This window comes from Psychrobacter sp. ANT_H59 (genome assembly GCF_008369225.1).
In the GTDB taxonomy this organism is placed as follows: domain Bacteria; phylum Pseudomonadota; class Gammaproteobacteria; order Pseudomonadales; family Moraxellaceae; genus Psychrobacter; species Psychrobacter cryohalolentis.
The window spans coordinates 416268-437509 of the sequence record NZ_VOBE01000003.1; the positions used below are offsets into that span (position 1 = coordinate 416268).

Consider the following 21242-nt stretch of genomic DNA (forward strand, 5'->3'; position numbering starts at 1 on the left):
TCGAATGTTACAAGATACTTAAGGCTCTCTACGTAACTCCTAAAGAATTGACACCTAGCAATCGTTTATAATCTACTTATATATTTGTCACAAAAATTTTTATAAAGTACGCATTATTTGCGTCTCATTTTTTAGGAGTTTGTCTATGTTTACTGTACCGGTTTTGGATATTAAGTCTGATCCATTAGATGTTTTATTAGCCGTGATTGGTTATCGTTTGTCTATGCTAGCTGATAGCGATAATGAAGATGTTAAAAAAATACTTGCAGATCGTAAGGTTATCATTGAGCTTGCTAGCACTGAAGCAGATGTGGCACGTTATTATAGCTTTGATAATGGTGAATTTAGCCAACATAGTGGTCATGCTAAAGAAGCTGACCTGACTATCAATTTTAAAGACTCTATGACAGGCGTTAAGCTTTTAACTAAAGGCAGCCTTCCTGCCTTTATGACTGCCGTACAAGAAGGCAACTTAAGCATCGAAGGCGATTACAGCCTAATGATGTGGTTCAATAAACTTGCTAAGCATATCGTGCCAGCCATTCCAGAAGAATGTAAACCTTATATCCAAAAAGCCAAGCCATATGCTTATAAAGCTCAAAAACTTGCCAACCATTGGGTCGGCGTTGCTAAGCACAAGTTGGGTAAATAATCGAATAATCAGAAGCGATAGATAGATAGCTGTTACTGATAGCTGAATGACTGCTTCGCTAGTTTCTGATTTTCTAAAAAGGTTGCGCTATACTATAGCGCAACCTTTTTTATTGTAGATAGTACTACTAAAAAATTAAAACAGATGAGCGACATCCGATGTTTATCTTCTATGACCATGCCTAATATCTTTATAAAAGGATTTATATTATGTCAGCACTGCTTAATATCACAGAGCCAAATAACAACGCTAATAGCAATGACAACGATTTTTTAGCATCACTAACGACCGATGCCACACAAGCCACTGCCAGCAAATGCAGTCGCGAGCAAATTGCCCAATTGTTCGATTTGCCATTGATGGATTTATTATTACAAGCGCAAACCATACATCGTCAGAACTTCAATGCCAATGAAGTACAAATCAGCACCTTGTTGTCTATCAAGACTGGCAACTGCCCTGAAGATTGCGGCTACTGCTCACAATCCGGTCATCACCGCGATAAAACCAAGCTGGTCGCTGAGAAGCGCATAGAGGTGGACAAGGTGATTGCCGCTGCCAAACGCGCAAAAGCTACTGGCTCATCACGATTTTGCATGGGCGCAGCATGGAAGCACCCTAGTGCCAAAGACATGCCTTATGTGGTCGAGCTGGTCAAAGAAGTCAAAGCCTTAGGGCTTGAGACCTGTATGACTCTAGGTATGCTAGATACTGATCAGGCCGCGCAACTGGCAGACGCAGGACTGGATTACTACAATCATAATTTGGATACGTCTAGAAGCTACTATGAGCAAGTAGTTAGTACGCGCAGCTACGATGAGCGTCTAGATACCATCACCAACGTACGCAACTCAGGTATCAACGTCTGTAGCGGCAATATCGTCGGTATGGGTGAGAGCCGTGATGACCGCATTGACTGGGTGCATGAGCTACTAAAAATGCCTAAAGCACCAGAGTCTATTCCAGTCAACTTATTGGTGCCGATTCAGGGCACGCCAATCGGTGATAAGGTCTTGGCAGAAGGTCAATTGTCAGTTCTTGAGTGGATTCGTACCATTGCTGTGACACGTATTTGCTGTCCAAGTAGCTATGTACGTTTATCTGCTGGTCGCGAAAGCTTATCTGACGCTGAGCAAGCATTAGCATTTATGGCAGGTGCCAACTCATTCTTTTATGGTGACAAACTGCTGACCACGGGTAACGCCAGTCAATCAGGCGATGATAGACTCATGCGCGAGCTTGGCTTAACCAAGCAATTTGCCGCTCCTCGCGCACCAAAGCAAGTGCCCGTCATGGATGCTATGAGCGGTCATCAATCACAAGTAGTTTTGGCTAGTTAGGGCTGAGTAGTTTTGGCTTAACGCTACCATTATCAGATAATCTGCGCTAAGCTTGCTCGCGTTTATCATTGCTTAAAATAACCAAAGAGACTTCAGCATGGCAGATTATTTTAATTGGATTAAAGCGGCACACATTATATCCGTGGTGTGCTGGTTTGCAGCGATTTTCTACTTGCCGCGCCTATTTGTCTATCATGCAATGAGCGATGACAAGATCAGTCAAGAGCGCTTTACTATCATGGAGCGCAAGCTCTATCGCGGCATCATGACGCCAGCTATGATAGCGACTTGGGCTTTTGGGTTATGGATGGTGTTTTTGGGTTGGGACGTCTATAAAACCCAAGGCTGGCTACACGTAAAGATATTCTTAGTTATTCTATTGTCCGCTTATCATGGTGCCTGTGGTTTTTATCGTAAAAAGCTGGTCGATAACCCGCAATATAAGTCGCATGTATTTTGGCGCTGGTTTAATGAAGTACCCGTATTTGCTTTAGTCATTATTGTGATTCTAGTGGTGGTTAAACCGTTCTAAAATTGGCTCTAGTATAGGCAATGCTTAATAAAAAAGCGTCCCTCACTTCATCAAGTGAGGGACGCTTTTTTATGTTTGAATAAACTATATTAAGAAGGTCTGTATTAAACGTTCGGGCGCATAATTTGATAGACATTGCTCAAATCATAAACACGATAGCGCGCAGGCTCGCGGCGGCTCTCGCCAGCATAGCTTAATATCAGCGCTTGCTTTGCTTGCTCATCAACCCAGCCAACAAACAATCCGCTGTGCTCGACACCGTTATAACCATGATTGATATAGTAGAGCCAGTCACCAACTTCGATTTCACCACTATTGGCATAAGGACCTTGACCATAGGTACCTTTATGGATGGTATCGCGCGTCACCCCGGCTCGTTTGAACACCGCATTCAGATAATCCCAGCAGCCGCCTTGAATAATCGTACGCTCGTTCAGCGCCATTTTACGGGCAGTGCTGATGACTTCACGGGCAGCCAGACTACTTTGCGTTTCGGCATTGCTGAGTAACGGTAGATACTCGCTATCGACATTATCATAGTTGCCTGATAAAAATGCGGGTAGAACTGACGATACTTGGCGTTGTACTTCAGGATAACGATAATTAGGTTGGTTGCTGCTAACATAAGCATTTTGGTTAGAGTAGGTTTTATTAGCATAGCTACTATTAGAATAACTTGGTTGCGTATTACTTGTATTCGAACGATAACTATTAGAAGTACCAGCACGTTGGATAGTGGATCGCGTACTGATTTTAGCAGCAGGGACAGCGGGGTACGATGGTGTATAGCGGGCGCTATAATCAGTTAGAGAAGATTTTTGAGCAATCAAGCTGCTCATACTATCGGCGTGAACTTGACCGACTGCACCCAGAGTAAGTAATAATGCACTGCACGACGTTGTGATTGACCAAATGGGCAAACGCGACATGACTAGCTCCTTGTCAATATAGTATCAATAACCATAGTAGCGATAACCGTATTCATTATAAGTATGATGAGATTTTTCAATCTTACTTATAAACCATTTGGACAGGATTCTGCAAGCCTTATCACGCTTAAATAAACGATAAAAGGTATAAACATAAGGATAAGCGGTAAATAAATGATATAAGATGAGCGGGTTAAAAAACTTTAACATTAAAAAAACCTTTAATAATAAAGGTCTTAATCGCTGCTCATTTTGATATTAACATGACGTTTGGTCAGTGTTTGACCTTGTAGAATGGCTTTGGTAGCAGTGGCTTCTTGGATATTATCAAAACCACTAATACAATATTTACGTTTAGAATCGCCATCAGTAATCTCTAATTGCTCGCCTACTAGACTTATCGTATCGCTGTCAGTTAGCTGAATAGGCATACGCTTGCCTTGGTTGTCATGTACCAGCTCACCGGCACGCACCCATAAGATGCCGCTACTAATATTACCTGCTGTCGCTTTTTTATGCTGTTGGCGCTGCCGATTAAAAAAGAAGCTACCGATAATCAGCAGTGCAAGCGCACCAATTGACCATCGTACCGGCAACAGACTCATTGCCAGCGCGACGCATACTGCACCTACCAATAACGCCGCACCAAACCAAAACAGCCCATTGTCTAATGCTTGGGGCTGTCCTTGTAAGGTAATTTTGGCGCCGTCATCAGTCAGCTTAAGCATGCACGTTTACCTATAAAAAAGCAGTGAAAGTATTATAAAAATATGAATAGTAAGCCGTATTGCGGTCTTATATGACTACCAACCTAAGGCAGTTTTTTGCATAGCAATCAGCTCAGCGATGCCTTTTTCGGCTAGAATAAGCATGTCATCAGCTTGAGCACGAGTAAATGGCTTTTCTTCCGCCGTCCCTTGTAGCTCAATGAACTCGCCTTTTTGGGTCATCACCACGTTCAAATCCGTATCACAGCTGGCATCTTCTTCGTAGTTTAAATCCAAGTACGCTTTACCATCTTTCATACCAACAGAAACGGCAGCAACCAAACCAATCAATGGATCCGCTTTTAGTTTCTTAGTTTTTTGGATGCTCTCTAAGGCATCGATAAGGGCAATCGCGGCACCGGTCACACTAGCAGTACGAGTACCACCATCCGCTTGCAAGACATCACAATCTAGGTAAATGGTATTTTCACCAAGCTTACTCAAATCGATCATGGCACGTAAACTACGACCTATTAAACGCTGAATTTCTTGAGTACGACCTGATTGCTTACCGCGAGCCGCTTCACGTTGATTACGAGTATTGGTCGCGCGTGGTAACATGCCATATTCAGCCGTGATCCAGCCTTTGCCTTTACCTTTGAGCCAACGCGGTACGCCAGACTCTACACTTGCGGTGCACAGTACTTTGGTGTCGCCAAAGCTGACCAATACTGACCCTTCAGCATGCTTAGTGTAATGGCGCTCAAAGCTGATTGAGCGAAGTTGATTAAGCTCACGGTTGTCAATACGCATAAAATTCCCTAGTACGAAGTTGTAAAAGCAGTGTTATAGAATAAAAGGTTTAGATTTAAATTTATGGTTATGTGGTTAGCCAATCAGTATTTCCAGCAAATTTATATATTAAAATAAATGACAGCTGAATGCTCTAGCAGGGCTAAATGTTAGGTTATCCTAACGTGACAACGGTGCAATAGCAAGATTCACACAAGCTATCGCACCGCTGTCTTGATTAAAAATAGCTGTAAAAGTTATTCTAGACCTTCCATCTTACGCAATTCTTTACGCAGGATTTTGCCCACGTTTGATTTTGGTAATTCATCAACGAATTGAATATGACGCGGACGCTTATAGCCGGTCAGTTGTTTTTTGCCAAAATCAAGCAGCTCTTGCTCGGTCACATTACCTTTTTTGACCACATACAGCTTTGGGTCTTCGCCGCGATCATCATTTGGAATCCCGATCGCGCCGCACTCTACTATCCCTGGATGCTCGCTCATGGCTTCTTCGATTTCATTTGGATAGACATTAAAACCAGAAACCAAAATCATGTCTTTTTTGCGGTCAACAATTTTGATAAAGCCTTTTTCGTCCATAATGCCGATATCGCCTGTTTTAAGATGACCACTGGCAGTAAAGCTTTCAGCCGTTTCTTCAGGGCGGTTTTGATAGCCAATCATGACTTGTGGACCTTTGACACAGATTTCACCACGCTCACCGATAGCCACCATGTTTTCATCATCGTCAATCAAAATGACATCGGTACTAGGGGCAGGGATACCAATCTTCCCAGTAAATTCAGCAATGGTCATTGGGTTAAAGGCAACTACTGGTGAGGTTTCAGACAAGCCATAGCCTTCAACGATAGGCAGACCAGTGATTTTATGCCACTCTTTTGCCACACTTGGTAGTACCGACATACCGCCACCGATAGAGGCTTTTAAACTAGAGAAATCCAGATCTGCAAAACTTTCTTTATGTACCAAGCCATTAAACAAAGTATTTACTGCAGGGATAAAGGCCGGTTTGTATTTGCCCATCTCTTTAATCAAACCATCAAGATCACGCGGGTTTGGAATCAGCAAACCAGCACAACCTTGGTACATGCTATACATCCCGCAAACCATAAACGAGAACACATGGTATAGCGGTAGCGCGGTCAAAAGCACATCAGTAGCGTCTATATCCTCTTCAAAAGCGCTGTCCATGAGCGCGCTAATCTGTAGCATATTGGCGATTAAGTTGCCATGAGACAGCATCGCACCCTTAGCTACCCCAGTTGTACCACCGGTATATTGCAATAATGCCACATCGCTTAAGTTCAAATCAGGACGCTGATATTTGCTAGCTGATACGGCACTTAATGCCTGCTTAAAGCTCGTGCTCTCTGGCAAACGATACGCGGGAATCATTTTTTTGACATGGCGGGCGACCAGATTGACCACGGGTCCTTTGATCGTGCCTAACATATCGCCAATTTTACAGACGATCACATGCTTCACTTGACCCTTATCTTGCGCATCTTGATAAGTTTTTGCAAAGTTTTCGACGATGAACAATGCTTTGGTGCCACTGTCATGCAGCTGATGCGATAACTCGCGGCTGGTATACAATGGATTGACATTGACCAGTACCATACCTGCGCGAATGATACCCAAAGCCACTACAGGATACTGCAAGATATTGGGCATCATGACACCGACTTTATCACCCTTTACGAGCCCTAATGACTGTAAATAACTGGCAATTTGACGACTGTATAAATCCAATTGCTTAAAGGTAATAGAAGCACCCATGCAGATATAGGCAGTTTTCTGTCCATAACGGCTGAAATTACGCTCGAACACATCAAGTAAAGAGGTACTGTCATCTGGCATCTCAATGGTAGGATTAATGCCATAGCGCTCATAAGCACTTAACCATGGACTGTCACTCGCTATCGTCGGCATAGTAGGAAACGTGTTCGTTCCAGCCTTTGATTGAGTATTGTTCGCAGCTTTATGGTCTGTCATCTCTTTATTGATATTATCAGTCATAATTTTCCTTAAATGTGGCCGTTAAAATATAGAATATGTCTAATTAAATCACCGTGGTCGTTAGTCACTCATTTGCAAAATCAAAAACTTGTGAATAAGAAGTCTTTTCGCTCATAAGCAAACAGATCTTATCATTCACAAATCTTTTAAATCAAAATTATCACCTTCACCCTCAACTCTATTATTTACTATAAAACCGTTAAAGCTAACACGGCTACAGTGCTTTATAGTGATCATTCTGTGAAAGCTCTGGGCTAAAAAATCCACACTTTTATCGTTAAGTGCAAAAAATATCGATACGGACTATATCAGCTTTATGGAGAATTCTCTATGAATACCACCAAATCATAATAGGAAAACAAAAAAATGATAAGGCCCTATATAAGCGACCTTATCATCATTGATAACCATCTTTTACAACAATATATCATAGCTATTTTTACTGGCTGTTTCTACTAACTGCCACATCAACTACTAAGCGGTTTTCATCCCTGCTTCTTACTAACAGATAAAGATGAAAGCAGATAAAAAGCGCTTTGAACTTGATGGTAAATATTCTAACCGTGGTTCTTTTCTTCAAGTACGCGTAGATCTTTATGTAAAATCTTACCGACGTTCGATTTTGGCAACTCATCGATGAACTCAACGTAACGCGGACGCTTATAACCGGTTAGGTTTTCTTTGCTATAGGCAAGCACTTCTTCTTTCGTCAAGCTGTCATCACTACGCACCACATAAATCTTCGGTACTTCGCCACTCTTTTCGTCTTCGACACCGATGACACCACATTCCAAAATCTTTGGATGGGCGGACATCACATCTTCTACTTCGTTTGGATACACGTTAAAGCCTGATACCAAAATCATGTTTTTCTTACGATCAACAATTTTAAAATAGCCTTCTTCATCCATCACACCGATATCACCGGTACGGAAATAACCGTCAGACGTCATGACTTCAGCCGTAGCATCATCACGTTTCCAGTAGCCTTTCATCACTTGCGGACCACGAACACAAATCTCACCGCGCTCACCAAGGGCTACTTCATTGCCTTCTTCATCCAAGATAGCCATGTCAGTCGCTGGCATCGGCAGACCGATATTGCCTGAGAATTCACCATTACCCTGTGGGTTTGCAGACGCAACCGGAGAAGTCTCTGACAGACCATAACCTTGTACAATCACGTTACCAGTAATTTTTTGCCATTTCTCAGCAGTATCTTTTAGAACCGCCATGCCACCGCCCATAGACATCTCAAGCTTGCTATGATCTAAGGCTTTAAATACCTCACTGTTCGCCAATGCATTAAACAGGGTATTAACTGCTGGGAAAAACGCAGGTGGGTAATCTTTATAAGCCTTGATCAAGCTTGCACCATCACGTGGATTCGGCACCAGTAGACCGATACAGCCGCGATATAAGCCGAACATGCCACAAACGGTAAATGAGAAGATATGATACAGCGGCAATGCCGTCATGATAACGGGTTGCTCAGCCATACCGTCAAATTTATCGAAAGCGTCACCAAGATAGGTATCACACTGAATCAGGTTGGCAACTAAGTTGCCATGGGTAAGCATCGCGCCTTTGGCCACACCTGTGGTACCACCGGTATATTGCAGAACAGCAATATCATCAAGGCAGATATTATCTGGACGTTTATAATTTTTCGCCGGAAAGCGATTCAGTGCCGTTTTAAAGTTGGTGCTGCTTTTAAGATTATAATCAGGTACCAGTTTTTTCACATGGCGCACGACCATATTGACAATAAAGCCTTTCAACGGGCTCATCAAGTCGCCCATCGAGGTTACAACGACATGGTCAACCAAGTCTTTACCAATCTCTTCATAGGTTTTGGCAAAGTTCTCTAAAATAAATAATGCTTTGGTATCAGAGTCTGTTAGCTGATGCTCAAGCTCTTTTGAGGTATAAAGCGGATTGACGTTGACCAAGGTCATACCCGCACGCAGCACACCCAATACTGCAACTGGTAGCTGCAAAATATTTGGCATCATAACGCCGACTTTATCGCCTTTTTTCAGCCCCAGTGACTGCAAGTAGGCAGCAATTTGTTTACTATAGCGATCTAAATCTTCGTAGGAAAGCTTGACGTCCATACACACAAACGCTGTTTTACCAGCATGTTTAACAAAATTCCGTTCAAATATATCGATTAAAGAAGTATTAGCGGCTGGCATATCAATATCATATTGAATACCAAGCTTTTCATAAGTTTTTACCCATACTTTATCGTTACGACGGATCTGGTTACCTTGATTTTCCATAATCTTACTTCTCCTAATAAATAATGCGCTACTGTAAACCCATAATTATCACAATGTGATAAACGTACAAAAACTCGGTGCGCAAGCTCACCACAGTGATGGCAAGCAAGGCTGGCGGTGCAAAGATATTGTGATGAGTCAACAATTTAGCGGTAAATAGCCCTTTATTGTTTAACATACACACTTTATACAAACTACTCAATACAAAAAAATGCTACTTGAGTTCGTAAAGTAACTTGACGGTCAATATTTACATTTATATCAGTGAGTTAATTAGGATTCCGAGGAATTAACCCACTTTTTGTTGATAAGTATTTATCGTCTATTCGTAGATAGAATCCATTAAAATCTGGAAGTGACATTGAGCAAAACGATAAGCGCTTAGCCTGTACACTGCTTGCCTGCATCGATTTTATGATTATGAGCATTGTTAAGGCTATAGGGATGAAAACGTTAATGTGATAAGTAAGAGAATAAAAACAGTAACATGAACGACACTCATCTTATATTCTAAAAACTATCGACCAAAACGTTATAGGATCATCATGCTTAATAAGACCATTAGCTTAAGCACGTCATGCACTGTCGTTTATACTGAGTAGTGGCTTTTTAATTGCACCAATATCCTTTAGGATAGCACTATCCTATTTGCACGATTGCACCGATTTTTTATACCTATTAAAACTGATAAGTGAACCCTATTTTATGTCCGATGTTATCGATCACACGCTTGACCCAATCCTTGCAAATGAACCAATGGATACGCGCTCAGTGGCAGAGTTCGCTGAGCAAGCCTATCTTAATTATGCCATGTACGTCATCATGGATCGGGCGCTGCCAAATATTGCTGATGGTCTAAAGCCTGTCCAGCGCCGTATTGTTTATGCCATGAGCGAGCTTGGGCTAAAATCGACAGCGAAGGCGAAAAAATCTGCGCGTACAGTCGGTGACGTGTTGGGTAAATATCATCCGCATGGCGACAGCGCTTGTTATGAAGCGATGGTACTGATGGCACAGCCGTTTAGCTATCGCTATCCACTCATCACTGGTCAAGGTAACTGGGGTAGCCCAGATGATCCGAAATCATTTGCGGCCATGCGTTATACCGAAGCCAAAATGTCTGCTTATGCCAATACCTTGCTCGCGGAACTTGGTCAAGGTACGGTTGATTGGCAAGATAACTTCGATGGTACGATGTTGGAGCCAACCACCCTGCCTGCCCGCCTGCCCAATATTTTATTAAATGGTACAACGGGTATCGCCGTCGGTATGGCAACGGATATTCCGCCGCATAACCTGAATGAGGTGGTACGCGCAGCGATTCGTCTGCTCAAAAACCCTGAGCTATCGGTTAAGCAATTAACTCAATCGATACCAGCGCCTGATTTGCCAACCCCAGCTGAGATCATCACCAGCAAAAAAGACTTGCAAGCGATATACGAGACTGGACGTGGCAGCTATAAAATGCGGGCGACCTTCCATATTGATCCGAAAGAGAAAAATCTTGTCATCATCAATGCCCTTCCTTACCAAGTCTCAGGCAATAAAATTCAAGAGCAAATCGCCAAGCTGATGACCGATAAGAAGCTGCCTTGGATTGTTGATATTCATGATGAGTCAGACCACGAAAACGCTTGCCGTATCGTGCTTGAGCTAAAATCTACCCGCGTCGACGTGCAGAGAGTAATGAGCCATCTGTTTGCCAGTACCGACCTTGAAAGCAATTACCGCGTCAATATGAATATGATTGGCTTAAATGGTAAGCCGCAGGTTAAAAACCTTAAAGAAATCCTTGAAGAATGGCTCATCTGTCGCCGCACAGTGGTCACGCGCCGCTTGCAATATCGCCTTGATAAAATTGATAAACGCTTGCACATCCTTGCAGGTTTGCTGATTGCGTATCTGAATATCGATGAAGTTATTCGCATCATTCGTGAAGAAGACGACCCAAAATTATCATTAATGCAAGATTATGACCTGACTGAAATCCAAGCCAATGCTATCTTGGATATTCGTCTGCGTCAGTTGGCAAAGTTAGAGGAGATTGAGCTACGCCGCGAGCAAGATGAGCTGGCGGCTGAACGCGCTATCATTCAAGAATACTTGGACAATCCAGATAGCCTGACCAATTTGATGATTGATGAGCTAACTGCTGATATGAAAGAACACGGCAACGAGCGCGTATCGCAATTGGCAGAACGCGAAGAAGCGCAAGCGCTCAAAGAATCTGACCTCGTACCAAGCGAGCCTGTCACCGCTATCCTATCGAAAGCGGGCTGGATACGCGCGGCTAAAGGTCATGACGTCGATGCTGCTGGCATGGCTTATCGCTCAGGTGACAGCTATCAAGCGCACGTCCGCGCTAAATCTAATGAAAAGATCTACGTGCTCGATAGTACCGGACGCAGTTATAGTATCGACGCCCACAACCTTGCCTCAGCACGTGGTCAAGGTGATCCGCTGACCAGCGTCTTAAAACCGCCAGCAGGTGCAACTTTTGAGCAATTGCTAACCGGTGATAATGACCAGCGTATCCTCCTTGCCAGCTCGCAAGGTTACGGCTTTATCAATACTATCGGCAACCTCGATAGCAATCAAAAAGCAGGTAAAAACATCATTAATCTAGCGGCTGATAGTAAGCTGTTACCTGTTGCGCGTATTGACATCAATACAGACGCTAGTAGCGACGATAGCGAAGGCGTAAAAGCCATACCTGATCATCTCGCAGTGGTGACTAATGCAGGCTATTTATTAATCTTCGCCCTCAATGATTTGCCTGAACAGGCGCGTGGTAAGGGTAACAAAATGATTACCCTAAAAGGTGATGAAGAGGTACTTATCATCACGCCACTCAGTAAACAGGACAGCTTAATCATCACCGCTGGCAAGCGTCATGTGACCCTCAAGCCAATGGACTTAGCTAACTATACGGGAACGCGTGGTAATCGTGGTGGTCAGCTGCCAAGAGGCTTCCAGAATGTGACGAGTGTTGAGGTTGGGTAGTAAATCTTAAGTTTGATTAAGTAGCATGGGTAGAGCTATACCGAAACCCACCTTTTAAAATATAAATACCTATATTGATCAAAAACTCAGTTTATTAAGGATTGGAATGACAACTGAAAACTATTCGTCCGATGCCCCAGTTTCTACTGAAGATGAAGATATATTCTCTCGTTGGAAGTTTTCTGAACGAGTAGCACAAGTAATTGCTAATCGTCGTGATCCAAGTAGTATCGTAATTGGTCTTTATGGCAAATGGGGCGATGGTAAAACCTCAGTTCTTAACTTTATTGAACAATCTCTTAATGCAAACGATGATGTTATATGTATTAAATTTAATCCTTGGCGATTTGGTACAGAAGACCAGCTTTTAATGGGTTTCTTCAATCAAATAGCTGAAGCCTTAGATGATAAACTGGAAACAACAGGAGATACGCTTAAAGACATTGGTAAGAAAGTAATTTCACCTTTGGCTTCTTTAGCTGGAATTGGAGGAGTCGGTGAAATTGCAACCTCTTTCATTTCAATGCCTGACATAAACACTTTTAAAACTAGAACTGAACAACTTCTAGAAAAATCTCAGAAGCGTGTATTAATATTGATTGATGATGTAGATAGGTTGGATAAGACGGAAATTTATGCCCTGTTTCGTCTAGTAAAATTGACAGCAGATTTTAAGTACACCTCTTATGTTCTCGCATTTGATAAAGATATTGTCGCCTCATCTTTACAAGATAGATATTCGACCTCTCAAGGCAATTCAGGCGAAGCATTTCTAGAAAAAATTATTCAAGTGCCATTGCACTTACCATATATAGATAAACAAACTTTAAGAAGTTTCTGTTTTCAAGGGGTAGATACAGCTCTTGAGTTAGCCAACATTCAACTAACTGATGAGCAAGCTCAAGAGTTTGCTCGCAATTTTGTCTCTGCATTTGATAGCTGTATCACTACACCAAGAAAAGCAAAACTTTATGGCAATATTCTTACGTTTTCTTTGCCTATTTTAAAAGGTGAAGTCAACCCTGTTGACCTGATGTTAATTGAAGGGATTAGAGCTTTTTATCCTAAGTTATACGAATCCATCAGAGATAATGAGAAACTATTTGTCGGAACGTTCTCTACAAGTAGTGGTTCATTTCATGACGCAGACAAAGAACTTATTAAAACACTAATTGACAATGCACTGAGTACAACTGCGTCAAGTAATAAAGAAGACTTAGAAGAACTGTTAAAGAATATTTTTCCTAAATTACAAGCTGTATATGGAAGAATGCATTACTCAGGAGACTCTCATAAAATTTGGAATTATAACTAAAAAATATGTTCGAAAAACTACTTTTCAAGATACTTTGGTTACTCAGTATCACCTAGTGATGTATCTGACATAGCAGTTACACAAGTATTGCAAGATATAAATGACTGGAATGAGCCTTATAGTTATCAAACTAACCCACTAAGAGATTTTATAACATCTGAAAACACTGAAAAGGTAATACAAAAGCTACGTAGTCAAATTGATTGGAGTAGTGGGAATTACCAGCCTCTTATTTTATCTATAGCGCAAGTTGGTGATATTATTCCTGATACGAGAACCTTTCTTTCATTTAATCCTCTTGTCCAATCTGTAGTATTAATTGCAGATATGATAATTAATACTGGTAAAAATAAGCAGATAAACATTGCGAAACTTACACTTGACAATGCTCCAACACTTGAATATCAAATTGAATTATTTAGGTGGCTATATCACAGTGAGAACGAGAATCCTAAACCTGACTGTTTTAGTTCAGAGGAGAGAAAAGAGTTAGGTGAATATCTAGGAAACAAAGTGTTTTCTGAGATTGAGAATATTGACATCACTTCTGAAAAACCTGATTTGGTATCACGTATTTTTTGGATATTAAGTGAGTATGCAGATAAAAACCGCTTGAATGGTTATGTAAAGTTATTAGTTAGCTCAGATCCAGCAACTGTTTATAGAATCCTTAACGATTACGTTCCTACTTTTACGAGTCTTACGAATGGAACTACAGGTAAAGAAGGTTTTGATGAAGCTACTTATAAAAGCTTATCCAAAATTATTGATATTTCAATTCTATTTGAATCAATTGAACAGAGCCATCCTGACTTAATAGTTAATCTAAATGAATATCCAACATTGAAAAGTCGTGATGAAGACAGAGAGTTGATTATTCCTCAACAGTTTATTTGGTTGTATAGAAAAGATTTTAGTAGAAATATTTTCTATACAATTCTTGAGTTAGATAATTTTAATAGGCCTTACATCAAGAATGTAGAAAAGTTTAGAATATAGTTGATGACTATTATGATGCTTAATATACATTCTGCGCACCAACAGTATTAGTGCCTAATAAAATATATCCTATCATTCAACTTTTAATTTGAACTATTCTTTTAAATTAGGATCTGCCAATGAGCAAAAAAACCAGCCTTATTCCGCATTAACTATTTGCTGATCCCTATAACTAATAAGAAAACTGCTACTTCAATAAACAAGGACTTTCATGCAAAAACTAACTCAAAATAAAGACAACCCTACCCCCACCCCCAAAATTATATTTTTTGATATCGACGACACCTTAAGCCGTAACGGTGTTATCGCCGCGCACAATCAAGCAACGCTGGAAGCGCTTGCCCAAACTGATATTAAACTGGTGATTTCCACCGGACGTTCCAAAGCCATATTGCCTGCTGATATATTAGCCTTGCTTGAGGCTGATGTATTAGATGCCATTATCTGTATGAATGGACAATATAGTTTTAATAAAGATGGCATGATTAGTCATTATCCATTAACCGATACGCAGACCAACAAGATTGTAATGCTATGCCAAAAAAGTGAACTCATTCACAAATTTGATTCGGCAACGCATATTGCATGGTCACATGAAAACGCGCGCCTGCGTGAATACAATGCGATAACGCCTAATTCTATCCTTGATCCAGATTATCATAAGGCAAATACGGTTTATCAATGCTCGGTATTCTTTAACACTCAAGAAGAGAAAATGCAGGAAATTGACTTTGCCCAAGATGATTTGAAACTGGTGCATTGGCATCATATTGGCGCAGATATATTACCAATCGAGGCATCTAAAGCACGCGGTATCATCGATTTATGTCTGCATTACGATATTGATGCAAAGGATTGTATGGCATTTGGTGATGGGCTAAATGATTTAGAGATGTTTGATTTGGTCGGCTATGCGGTGGCAATGGGCGATGCGAAACCTGAACTGATCGCGCGTGCGGATTTTGTCACTGGGACAATTGAAGAATATGGAATACAAGCTGTACTCGATCATTTGCATATAGCATCGTGACAGTGTGGGCTTGAATAGGGTTATTTATGAGTTTAGTCAAGCAGATGAATGGTCTGCAAATAGGCAGACCATTCTTCTGATCTATCACTACATTTAACTGCGTTTAAATACTAATCCATAAAGCCAACTACCTATTTTATAAAGTGCGACAGCGATCAAAACAAAGATCAATGCAGCGATTAAATAAGCCAAAAAAGTGGGTAAATTGGTCAACCAGCCAATAGTGAATGCCACGCCAAGATAAGCTTCCCATGGCCAGCTTAACAAGGACGTGTTCATACCATCATTGAAAAAAGCGATGATGGCGCACAGTCCTATAATAGCAGTAATAATGCCAGCGATTTTACGGTTCGTCATCTCGTCTCTCTTGTACAATTAAATCAATTTAGTAACCGAAAAATAATTCTACTATTAAGGCATCGTTAAACCGCCATCAACGGCGATAGATTGACCAGTAATAGCTGAGCTCAAGTCAGATGCCATCAATAGTACTGAATTTGCAAAGTCGGCAACTGAGGTCGCTTGGCGTAGTGGTGTAGTGGTGGCGATATAATCAAACACATCTTCAGTGGTTAATTTACTAGCGTCAGTCGTTTTTAATAGTCCACCTGCTAGTAAGTTCACACGAATACCATGTTGCCCAAGCTCCGCTGCTAGATTACGTGTCAGACCAATCAATGCAGATTTTGCAGTGGTATAGTCATAATAAGTGACCACCGGATTGTAAACCAAGTTGGTTGAAATATTGATAATCTTACCCATCTGCTGAGTTTTCATTTGCGGTAATACCGCTTGTACTGTATTGACGGCACCTTGGACAATGCCGTCAATTTGCTGAGAAAAATGTGCCCATTTCACAGTCTCGATACTGGTGTAATCAGCACTCGGGTTAAACTGATAGCTCGGCAAGGCATTGTTGACCAATATATCAATACATCCGAAACGTTCTATAACTTCTGCTGCCATTGCTTGCATTTGTGCTAAATCAGTTACATCCCCTTGATAAGTAAAAGCACGCCCGCCTTCTGCTTCGATATCAGCAACCACTTTTTCAGCCGCCTCTTTACTATGCAAATAATTCACGCAAACGCTCGCGCCTGCCGCTGCCATCTGAATGGCGATTTGAGCACCGAGACCACGACTGGCGCCTGTGACGATAGCAACTTTATCAGTAAGAAGTGTCGGAATAACGGTTTGAGCCATGATGTTGTATCCTTTATTATTATGTTATGGTTAGAGTATGACTATACTTAAAGAGCTCTGGCTAAAGGCCAAGTCACGCTTATCATAGCACGATTGATTGCTATCATTTCATGAGCAGTACTCCTAGCATTGGCTAGTGCTGAACGCAGTTAAATCACTGCCCTGTAAATTTCGACTTACCATGATCATAACCGTATAATGAATTAATTTTATGACGAATCATGCGCCCGCTTTTCACCTTTTGCCCTAATTTAGGAGAGACATTTTGTCCCATTTATCTTCATCCAATTGGTCTACTCGCGCCTCTATCAAAATACTGCCGAAAGCATTGCTCTGTGCCGCCATCGGGCTCTCTATTAGCAGCTGTAGCAAATCTGATAACGCGCCTATCGATAGTTCGGCTACCAGCGATGTCACGTTGAACCTTTATAACTGGTCAGAGTATATGCCACAAGAAATACTTGACGGCTTTACTGAAGAAACCGGCATCAAAGTCAATTACACCACCTTTGACTCTAATGAAGCCATGTATGCCAAGCTAAAACTGCTTGATGATTCTAGCCAATACGATTTGGCGATTCCATCGACGTATTATGTCGAAAAAATGGCAAAAGAAGGTCTGCTACAAGAGCTTGATAAGTCTAAATTGAGCAATTTTAAAAACCTTGACACTTCTTTTACCAATACCAAAGTTGACCCAGAAAACAAATACTCGATTCCTTATATGTGGGGCAGCACCGGTCTTGCTATCAATGGCGAGACGGTTGATCCAGCCACGGTCAATAGTTGGAATGACTTATGGCGTCCTGAGTATAAGGGTCAAGTGATGCTGATGAATGATATGCGCGAAGTGTTTGGCATGGCGCTATTAACCCTAGGCTACTCTGGCAATAGTAGAAATCCTGACGAAATTAAAGCCGCGTATGAGAAGCTCACCACTTTGATGCCGAATGTAAAAACCTTTAACTCAGATGCTTCACGTATGCCATATATGGAAGGTGAAACCAGCGTCGGTATGACGTGGAATGGTGAAGCTATCATTGCTAATAGTGAAGGTCTCACCAGTTTGGTGTATAAATACCCAACCGAAGGTGCGATATTATGGATGGACAATTTTGTCATTCCTAAAAACGCCACGCAAGTTGATGCAGCCCACAAGTTTATAGACTATCTGCTACGTCCTGAGAACTCCAAAATTGTTAGTGAAGAGATAGGTTATGCGTCGCCTAATATTGCGGCACGTGAAATGATGCCAGATGACGTCAAAAATAATCCAACCATATATCCTAGTAAAGACGTATTGGCAAAAGCTGAATTCCAAGAAGATGTTGGTGATGAAGCATTGCAGGTGTATCAACAGTATTGGGATAAGCTAAAAACTGGTCGTTAATCATTGTTTATTAATGGCCGATTTTTGATAGCCGTTTTTAATAATTATGATTGTAAAAAAACGCTGACTTTATAGAGTCAGCGTTTTTTATTTATAAATGCAAATCTGTTTCACCGCCATGCTCCTCTATACGTCGTTGTTCACGGCGCTGGTAGCGCAGACCAGAAGCCGCAAACCACTGCGGCTTAGTCTCTTGTAATAAGTCACTGAGCTGCTGTAATTGCACTTGTAAAGTTTGTGTCAACCAAAAGTAGCCCTGCCATTCAAAGCCTAAATTTTCTACGCTTGGATATTCTGATAAGGTAATACGCGTAATGGGACGAAACACCTCATCACTTGGGCTACGCAACACTGCTGCCATATGTTGCATCACTTGGGTTAATTCATGCTGATAATGTATGAGCAGGATATGATTATCCTCATCGATCTCGATACTGGCTAAGCGCGGTGCTGCCGTTAGCAGCAGATCAATCGTACCAATAATATTTCGGTGGGTACGTTGAATACTCTCAATTGTCTCTTTATCGATACCAGACTCGCTCGTTGTTGCTGCTAAATGGGGGCGTACCGCTAAGAGTCTTTTATTGATCTGCTGTAGCTCTATCACTAAGGCTTTGTTAACAGGTACGGCAAAGACTGTTGGATTGACGTACTGAACAGCACCATCAATCAATTCTTCAGCAGTATCGATATGATTGCCTACTCTAGCATAAAGATTACTACAAGCATCGAGGTTACTAGCCAGTAAGAATCGCCACATCAATGTGGACTTCAATGGCAAAATCAATGTCGCTGCAACGGCAAGGCCCGTACCAAGTAAAATATTGAGGGCACGGTAGATACCATCTTGGCCGATAGTGCTTTGACCCAAATCTGAGACAATCATCAACATGGTTATACCAGTCAATAACCCTGTGTAGCCAAGATTCCTAATCGCCAGATAGCCAATAATACCACTCATCAGTCCGATGATGACATAATCTACCCACAACCATGTCCCTACGCCTTGACTAAACCATACAATACCGAGCGCAGCACCAATACCCAATAAAGTACCAAGTACTCGTTCTTTAGCCTTAGTATAAATTGCACCTTGATACTGTAGCAATCCTAGAATAATAAAAACAGTGATAGTCGTCCATTCTCCATGTGGAAAATTGGTGACTTTATTGACTAATAAAGCGAGTATAACTGCCATGCCCAAACGTATAGCATGCAGCACATCAGCATGCTGATAGCGAGCGTATGGCTCTATCACAGGAGCAGTAAATCGTTGTAAAAAAGTCGGCTTCACGCAGCACATCTCTTATCATTAATGAGAATGAGAATTAGAATTAAAAAAAGCATAAAAATAACGCCTTTTACCTATTAAAAGATAAAAGACGTTAAGTGTCAAAACAAGCTCGCACATCACCAGAAAAAGGCAAAGTTAAGTGAGCATTTGGGTGTCAATCAGGCTAATTACTAAACTTCTAAATAATCTAAAATCCCTTCAGCGGCTTCACGACCTTCCCAAATGGCAGTGACCACCAAATCAGAGCCACGCACCATATCGCCGCCGGCAAAGATCTTAGGGTTATTGGTTTGGAACTTAAAGGTTTGTTTTTCCGCTGCCAATACTCGACCAGATTTGTCCATAGAAATCTGCTGCGCGTCAAACCAATCCGCAGGGCTTGGACGGAAACCAAATGCCATAATCACTGCATCACAAGGTATAATCTCTTCTGAGTTGGCAATTGGCTCAGGATACTGACGACCGTTTTCGTCTGGTGCGCCTAGATGCGTCGTTACTACTTTTACCGCATTAACCTTACCGTTTAAGCCAATTATTTCAGTCGGTTGACGGTTAAATAAGAACTCAACCCCCTCTTCGCGTGCATTGACCACTTCACGACGTGAGCCTGGCATATTTTCCTCATCACGGCGATAAGCACAGAATACTTGCTCAGCACCTTGACGAATACTGGTACGATTACAGTCCATCGCGGTATCGCCACCACCCAACACCACAACTTTCTTGCCTTTTAGGTCGATATACTCGCCTGAGTCTTTTTCCCAATCATTACAGCGATTGACGTTGGCAATCAGGTAATCTAGAGCGTCATACACACCCTCCAACTCTTCACCAGCAAAGCCACCACGCATATAGGTATAAGTACCCATACCCATAAATACAGCATCATACTCACCGAGCAGCTCATCAATACTGACATCGGTACCAATTTCTGTCTCAAGGCGGAATTCCATGCCCATGCCTTCAAAGATGACACGTCGATTACGCATGACGTCTTTTTCCATTTTGAACTCTGGAATACCGAAAGTTAACAAACCACCAATTTCTGGGCGTTTATCAAAGATAACGGGTTTGACGCCATTTCTAACCAAGATATCTGCGCAGCCAAGACCTGCAGGTCCTGCTCCAATGATGGCAACCTTCTTGTCTGTCCAAATTACTTTAGACATATCAGGACGCCAGCCGAGGGCAAAAGCAGTGTCATTGATATACTTCTCGACATTGCCAATCGTCACGGCACCAAAGCCGTCATTGAGTGTGCAAGAGCCTTCACATAAGCGGTCTTGCGGGCACACACGTCCACAGACTTCAGGCAAAGTATTGGTTTGATGACACAATTCTGCAGCTTGGAAAATTTGACCCTCAGCGGCTAGTTTTAACCAATTAGGAATGTAATTATGTACAGGGCATTTCCACTCACAATACGGATTGCCACATTCTAAACAGCGATGCGATTGCTGAGCGACTGATTCACTTTCAAACGGCTGATAAATTTCAACAAACTCTGTTGAACGCGTGGCGATGTCTTTTTTGATCGGCTCAAGCCTTGGCACATCTAAAAACTGAAAACTATTTTCTAAGCGTTTTGCCATGGTATTATCTCTTTTATATAGGGGTCTTTTATAGTGGCTAACGACAGTCGATATAGGCAGCCTCAATGAGGCAAATTTACTTATATAGGCTGTCATTTACCTGCTCAAAACATCTATAAATTCATCTTTAGAATAAC

18 protein-coding genes are annotated in these 21242 nt (G+C 41.7%); 8 read left to right on the forward strand and 10 right to left on the reverse strand.

The window, feature by feature from the left end; all coding sequences use genetic code 11:
* Positions 1-145: 145 nt before the first annotated feature.
* From FQ083_RS07420 to hemJ, 3 genes are all read left to right on the forward strand, one after another.
* Positions 146-652: a hypothetical protein gene (locus tag FQ083_RS07420; RefSeq protein WP_011514462.1), complete on the forward strand. Its 507-nt coding sequence runs from the start codon at positions 146-148 to the stop codon at positions 650-652.
* Positions 653-861: 209 nt separating this feature from the next.
* Positions 862-1992 carry a biotin synthase BioB gene (gene bioB, locus FQ083_RS07425; RefSeq protein WP_149409391.1) on the forward strand — a complete coding sequence of 377 codons (1131 nt, stop codon included), beginning with the start codon at positions 862-864 and terminating at the stop codon, positions 1990-1992.
* 97 nt (positions 1993-2089) lie between these two features.
* Positions 2090-2524 carry a protoporphyrinogen oxidase HemJ gene (hemJ, locus tag FQ083_RS07430; RefSeq protein ID WP_011514464.1) on the forward strand — a complete coding sequence of 145 codons (435 nt, stop codon included), beginning with the start codon at positions 2090-2092 and terminating at the stop codon, positions 2522-2524.
* Between the two features lie 104 nt (positions 2525-2628).
* Here hemJ and FQ083_RS07435 read toward each other — a convergent pair whose 3' ends face one another.
* The 6 genes from FQ083_RS07435 to FQ083_RS12660 form a co-directional block, all read right to left on the reverse strand.
* Positions 2629-3453, reverse strand: a complete 825-nt coding sequence (locus FQ083_RS07435) for a hypothetical protein (protein WP_149409392.1) — start codon at positions 3451-3453, stop codon at positions 2629-2631.
* A gap of 236 nt (positions 3454-3689) precedes the next feature.
* Positions 3690-4181, reverse strand: coding sequence for a hypothetical protein (locus FQ083_RS07440; RefSeq protein WP_149409393.1), 492 nt, complete (start codon positions 4179-4181; stop codon positions 3690-3692).
* Positions 4182-4256: 75 nt separating this feature from the next.
* Complete coding sequence (rph, locus tag FQ083_RS07445) at positions 4257-4973, reverse strand: ribonuclease PH (RefSeq protein ID WP_011514467.1); 717 nt, start codon at positions 4971-4973, stop codon at positions 4257-4259.
* A gap of 236 nt (positions 4974-5209) precedes the next feature.
* Positions 5210-6994 carry an AMP-binding protein gene (locus tag FQ083_RS07450; RefSeq protein WP_149409394.1) on the reverse strand — a complete coding sequence of 595 codons (1785 nt, stop codon included), beginning with the start codon at positions 6992-6994 and terminating at the stop codon, positions 5210-5212.
* 557 nt (positions 6995-7551) lie between these two features.
* On the reverse strand, positions 7552-9279 hold the full coding sequence (locus tag FQ083_RS07455; RefSeq protein WP_133104795.1) for an AMP-binding protein: 1728 nt from the start codon (positions 9277-9279) through the stop codon (positions 7552-7554).
* Positions 9280-9307: 28 nt separating this feature from the next.
* Positions 9308-9457 (reverse strand): hypothetical protein, encoded by a 150-nt coding sequence (locus FQ083_RS12660; protein ID WP_188004084.1) that lies wholly within the window; start codon positions 9455-9457, stop codon positions 9308-9310.
* Positions 9458-9984: 527 nt separating this feature from the next.
* On the opposite strand from FQ083_RS12660, the gene parC reads away from it, so the two are divergent.
* From parC to FQ083_RS07470, 4 genes are all read left to right on the forward strand, one after another.
* Positions 9985-12282, forward strand: a complete 2298-nt coding sequence (gene parC / locus FQ083_RS07460) for a DNA topoisomerase IV subunit A (protein ID WP_149409395.1) — start codon at positions 9985-9987, stop codon at positions 12280-12282.
* 106 nt (positions 12283-12388) lie between these two features.
* Positions 12389-13597, forward strand: coding sequence for a KAP family NTPase (locus tag FQ083_RS12830; RefSeq protein ID WP_262880967.1), 1209 nt, complete (start codon positions 12389-12391; stop codon positions 13595-13597).
* Between the two features lie 87 nt (positions 13598-13684).
* A complete protein-coding gene (locus tag FQ083_RS12835; RefSeq protein WP_262880968.1) occupies positions 13685-14596 on the forward strand; it encodes a hypothetical protein in 912 nt (303 codons plus the stop codon).
* Positions 14597-14807: 211 nt separating this feature from the next.
* Positions 14808-15626 carry a Cof-type HAD-IIB family hydrolase gene (locus FQ083_RS07470; RefSeq protein ID WP_149409396.1) on the forward strand — a complete coding sequence of 273 codons (819 nt, stop codon included), beginning with the start codon at positions 14808-14810 and terminating at the stop codon, positions 15624-15626.
* Positions 15627-15719: 93 nt separating this feature from the next.
* Here FQ083_RS07470 and FQ083_RS07475 read toward each other — a convergent pair whose 3' ends face one another.
* Entirely contained in the window at positions 15720-15983 is a 264-nt protein-coding gene (locus FQ083_RS07475; RefSeq protein WP_149409397.1) for a hypothetical protein, read from the reverse strand.
* 54 nt (positions 15984-16037) lie between these two features.
* Positions 16038-16829 (reverse strand): 3-oxoacyl-ACP reductase, encoded by a 792-nt coding sequence (locus FQ083_RS07480; protein ID WP_149409398.1) that lies wholly within the window; start codon positions 16827-16829, stop codon positions 16038-16040.
* A gap of 265 nt (positions 16830-17094) precedes the next feature.
* Here FQ083_RS07480 and FQ083_RS07485 point away from each other — a divergent pair, with 265 nt between their 5' ends.
* Positions 17095-18219, forward strand: a complete 1125-nt coding sequence (locus tag FQ083_RS07485) for a PotD/PotF family extracellular solute-binding protein (protein ID WP_149409399.1) — start codon at positions 17095-17097, stop codon at positions 18217-18219.
* Between the two features lie 91 nt (positions 18220-18310).
* On the opposite strand, the gene FQ083_RS07490 is transcribed toward FQ083_RS07485, so the two are convergent.
* Positions 18311-19522, reverse strand: coding sequence for an FUSC family protein (locus tag FQ083_RS07490; protein WP_149409400.1), 1212 nt, complete (start codon positions 19520-19522; stop codon positions 18311-18313).
* Positions 19523-19683: 161 nt separating this feature from the next.
* The gene (locus FQ083_RS07495) at positions 19684-21105 is read right to left on the reverse strand and encodes a glutamate synthase subunit beta (RefSeq protein WP_011514477.1); all 1422 of its coding nucleotides are present in this window, start codon (positions 21103-21105) and stop codon (positions 19684-19686) included.
* Positions 21106-21242 lie beyond the last annotated feature (137 nt).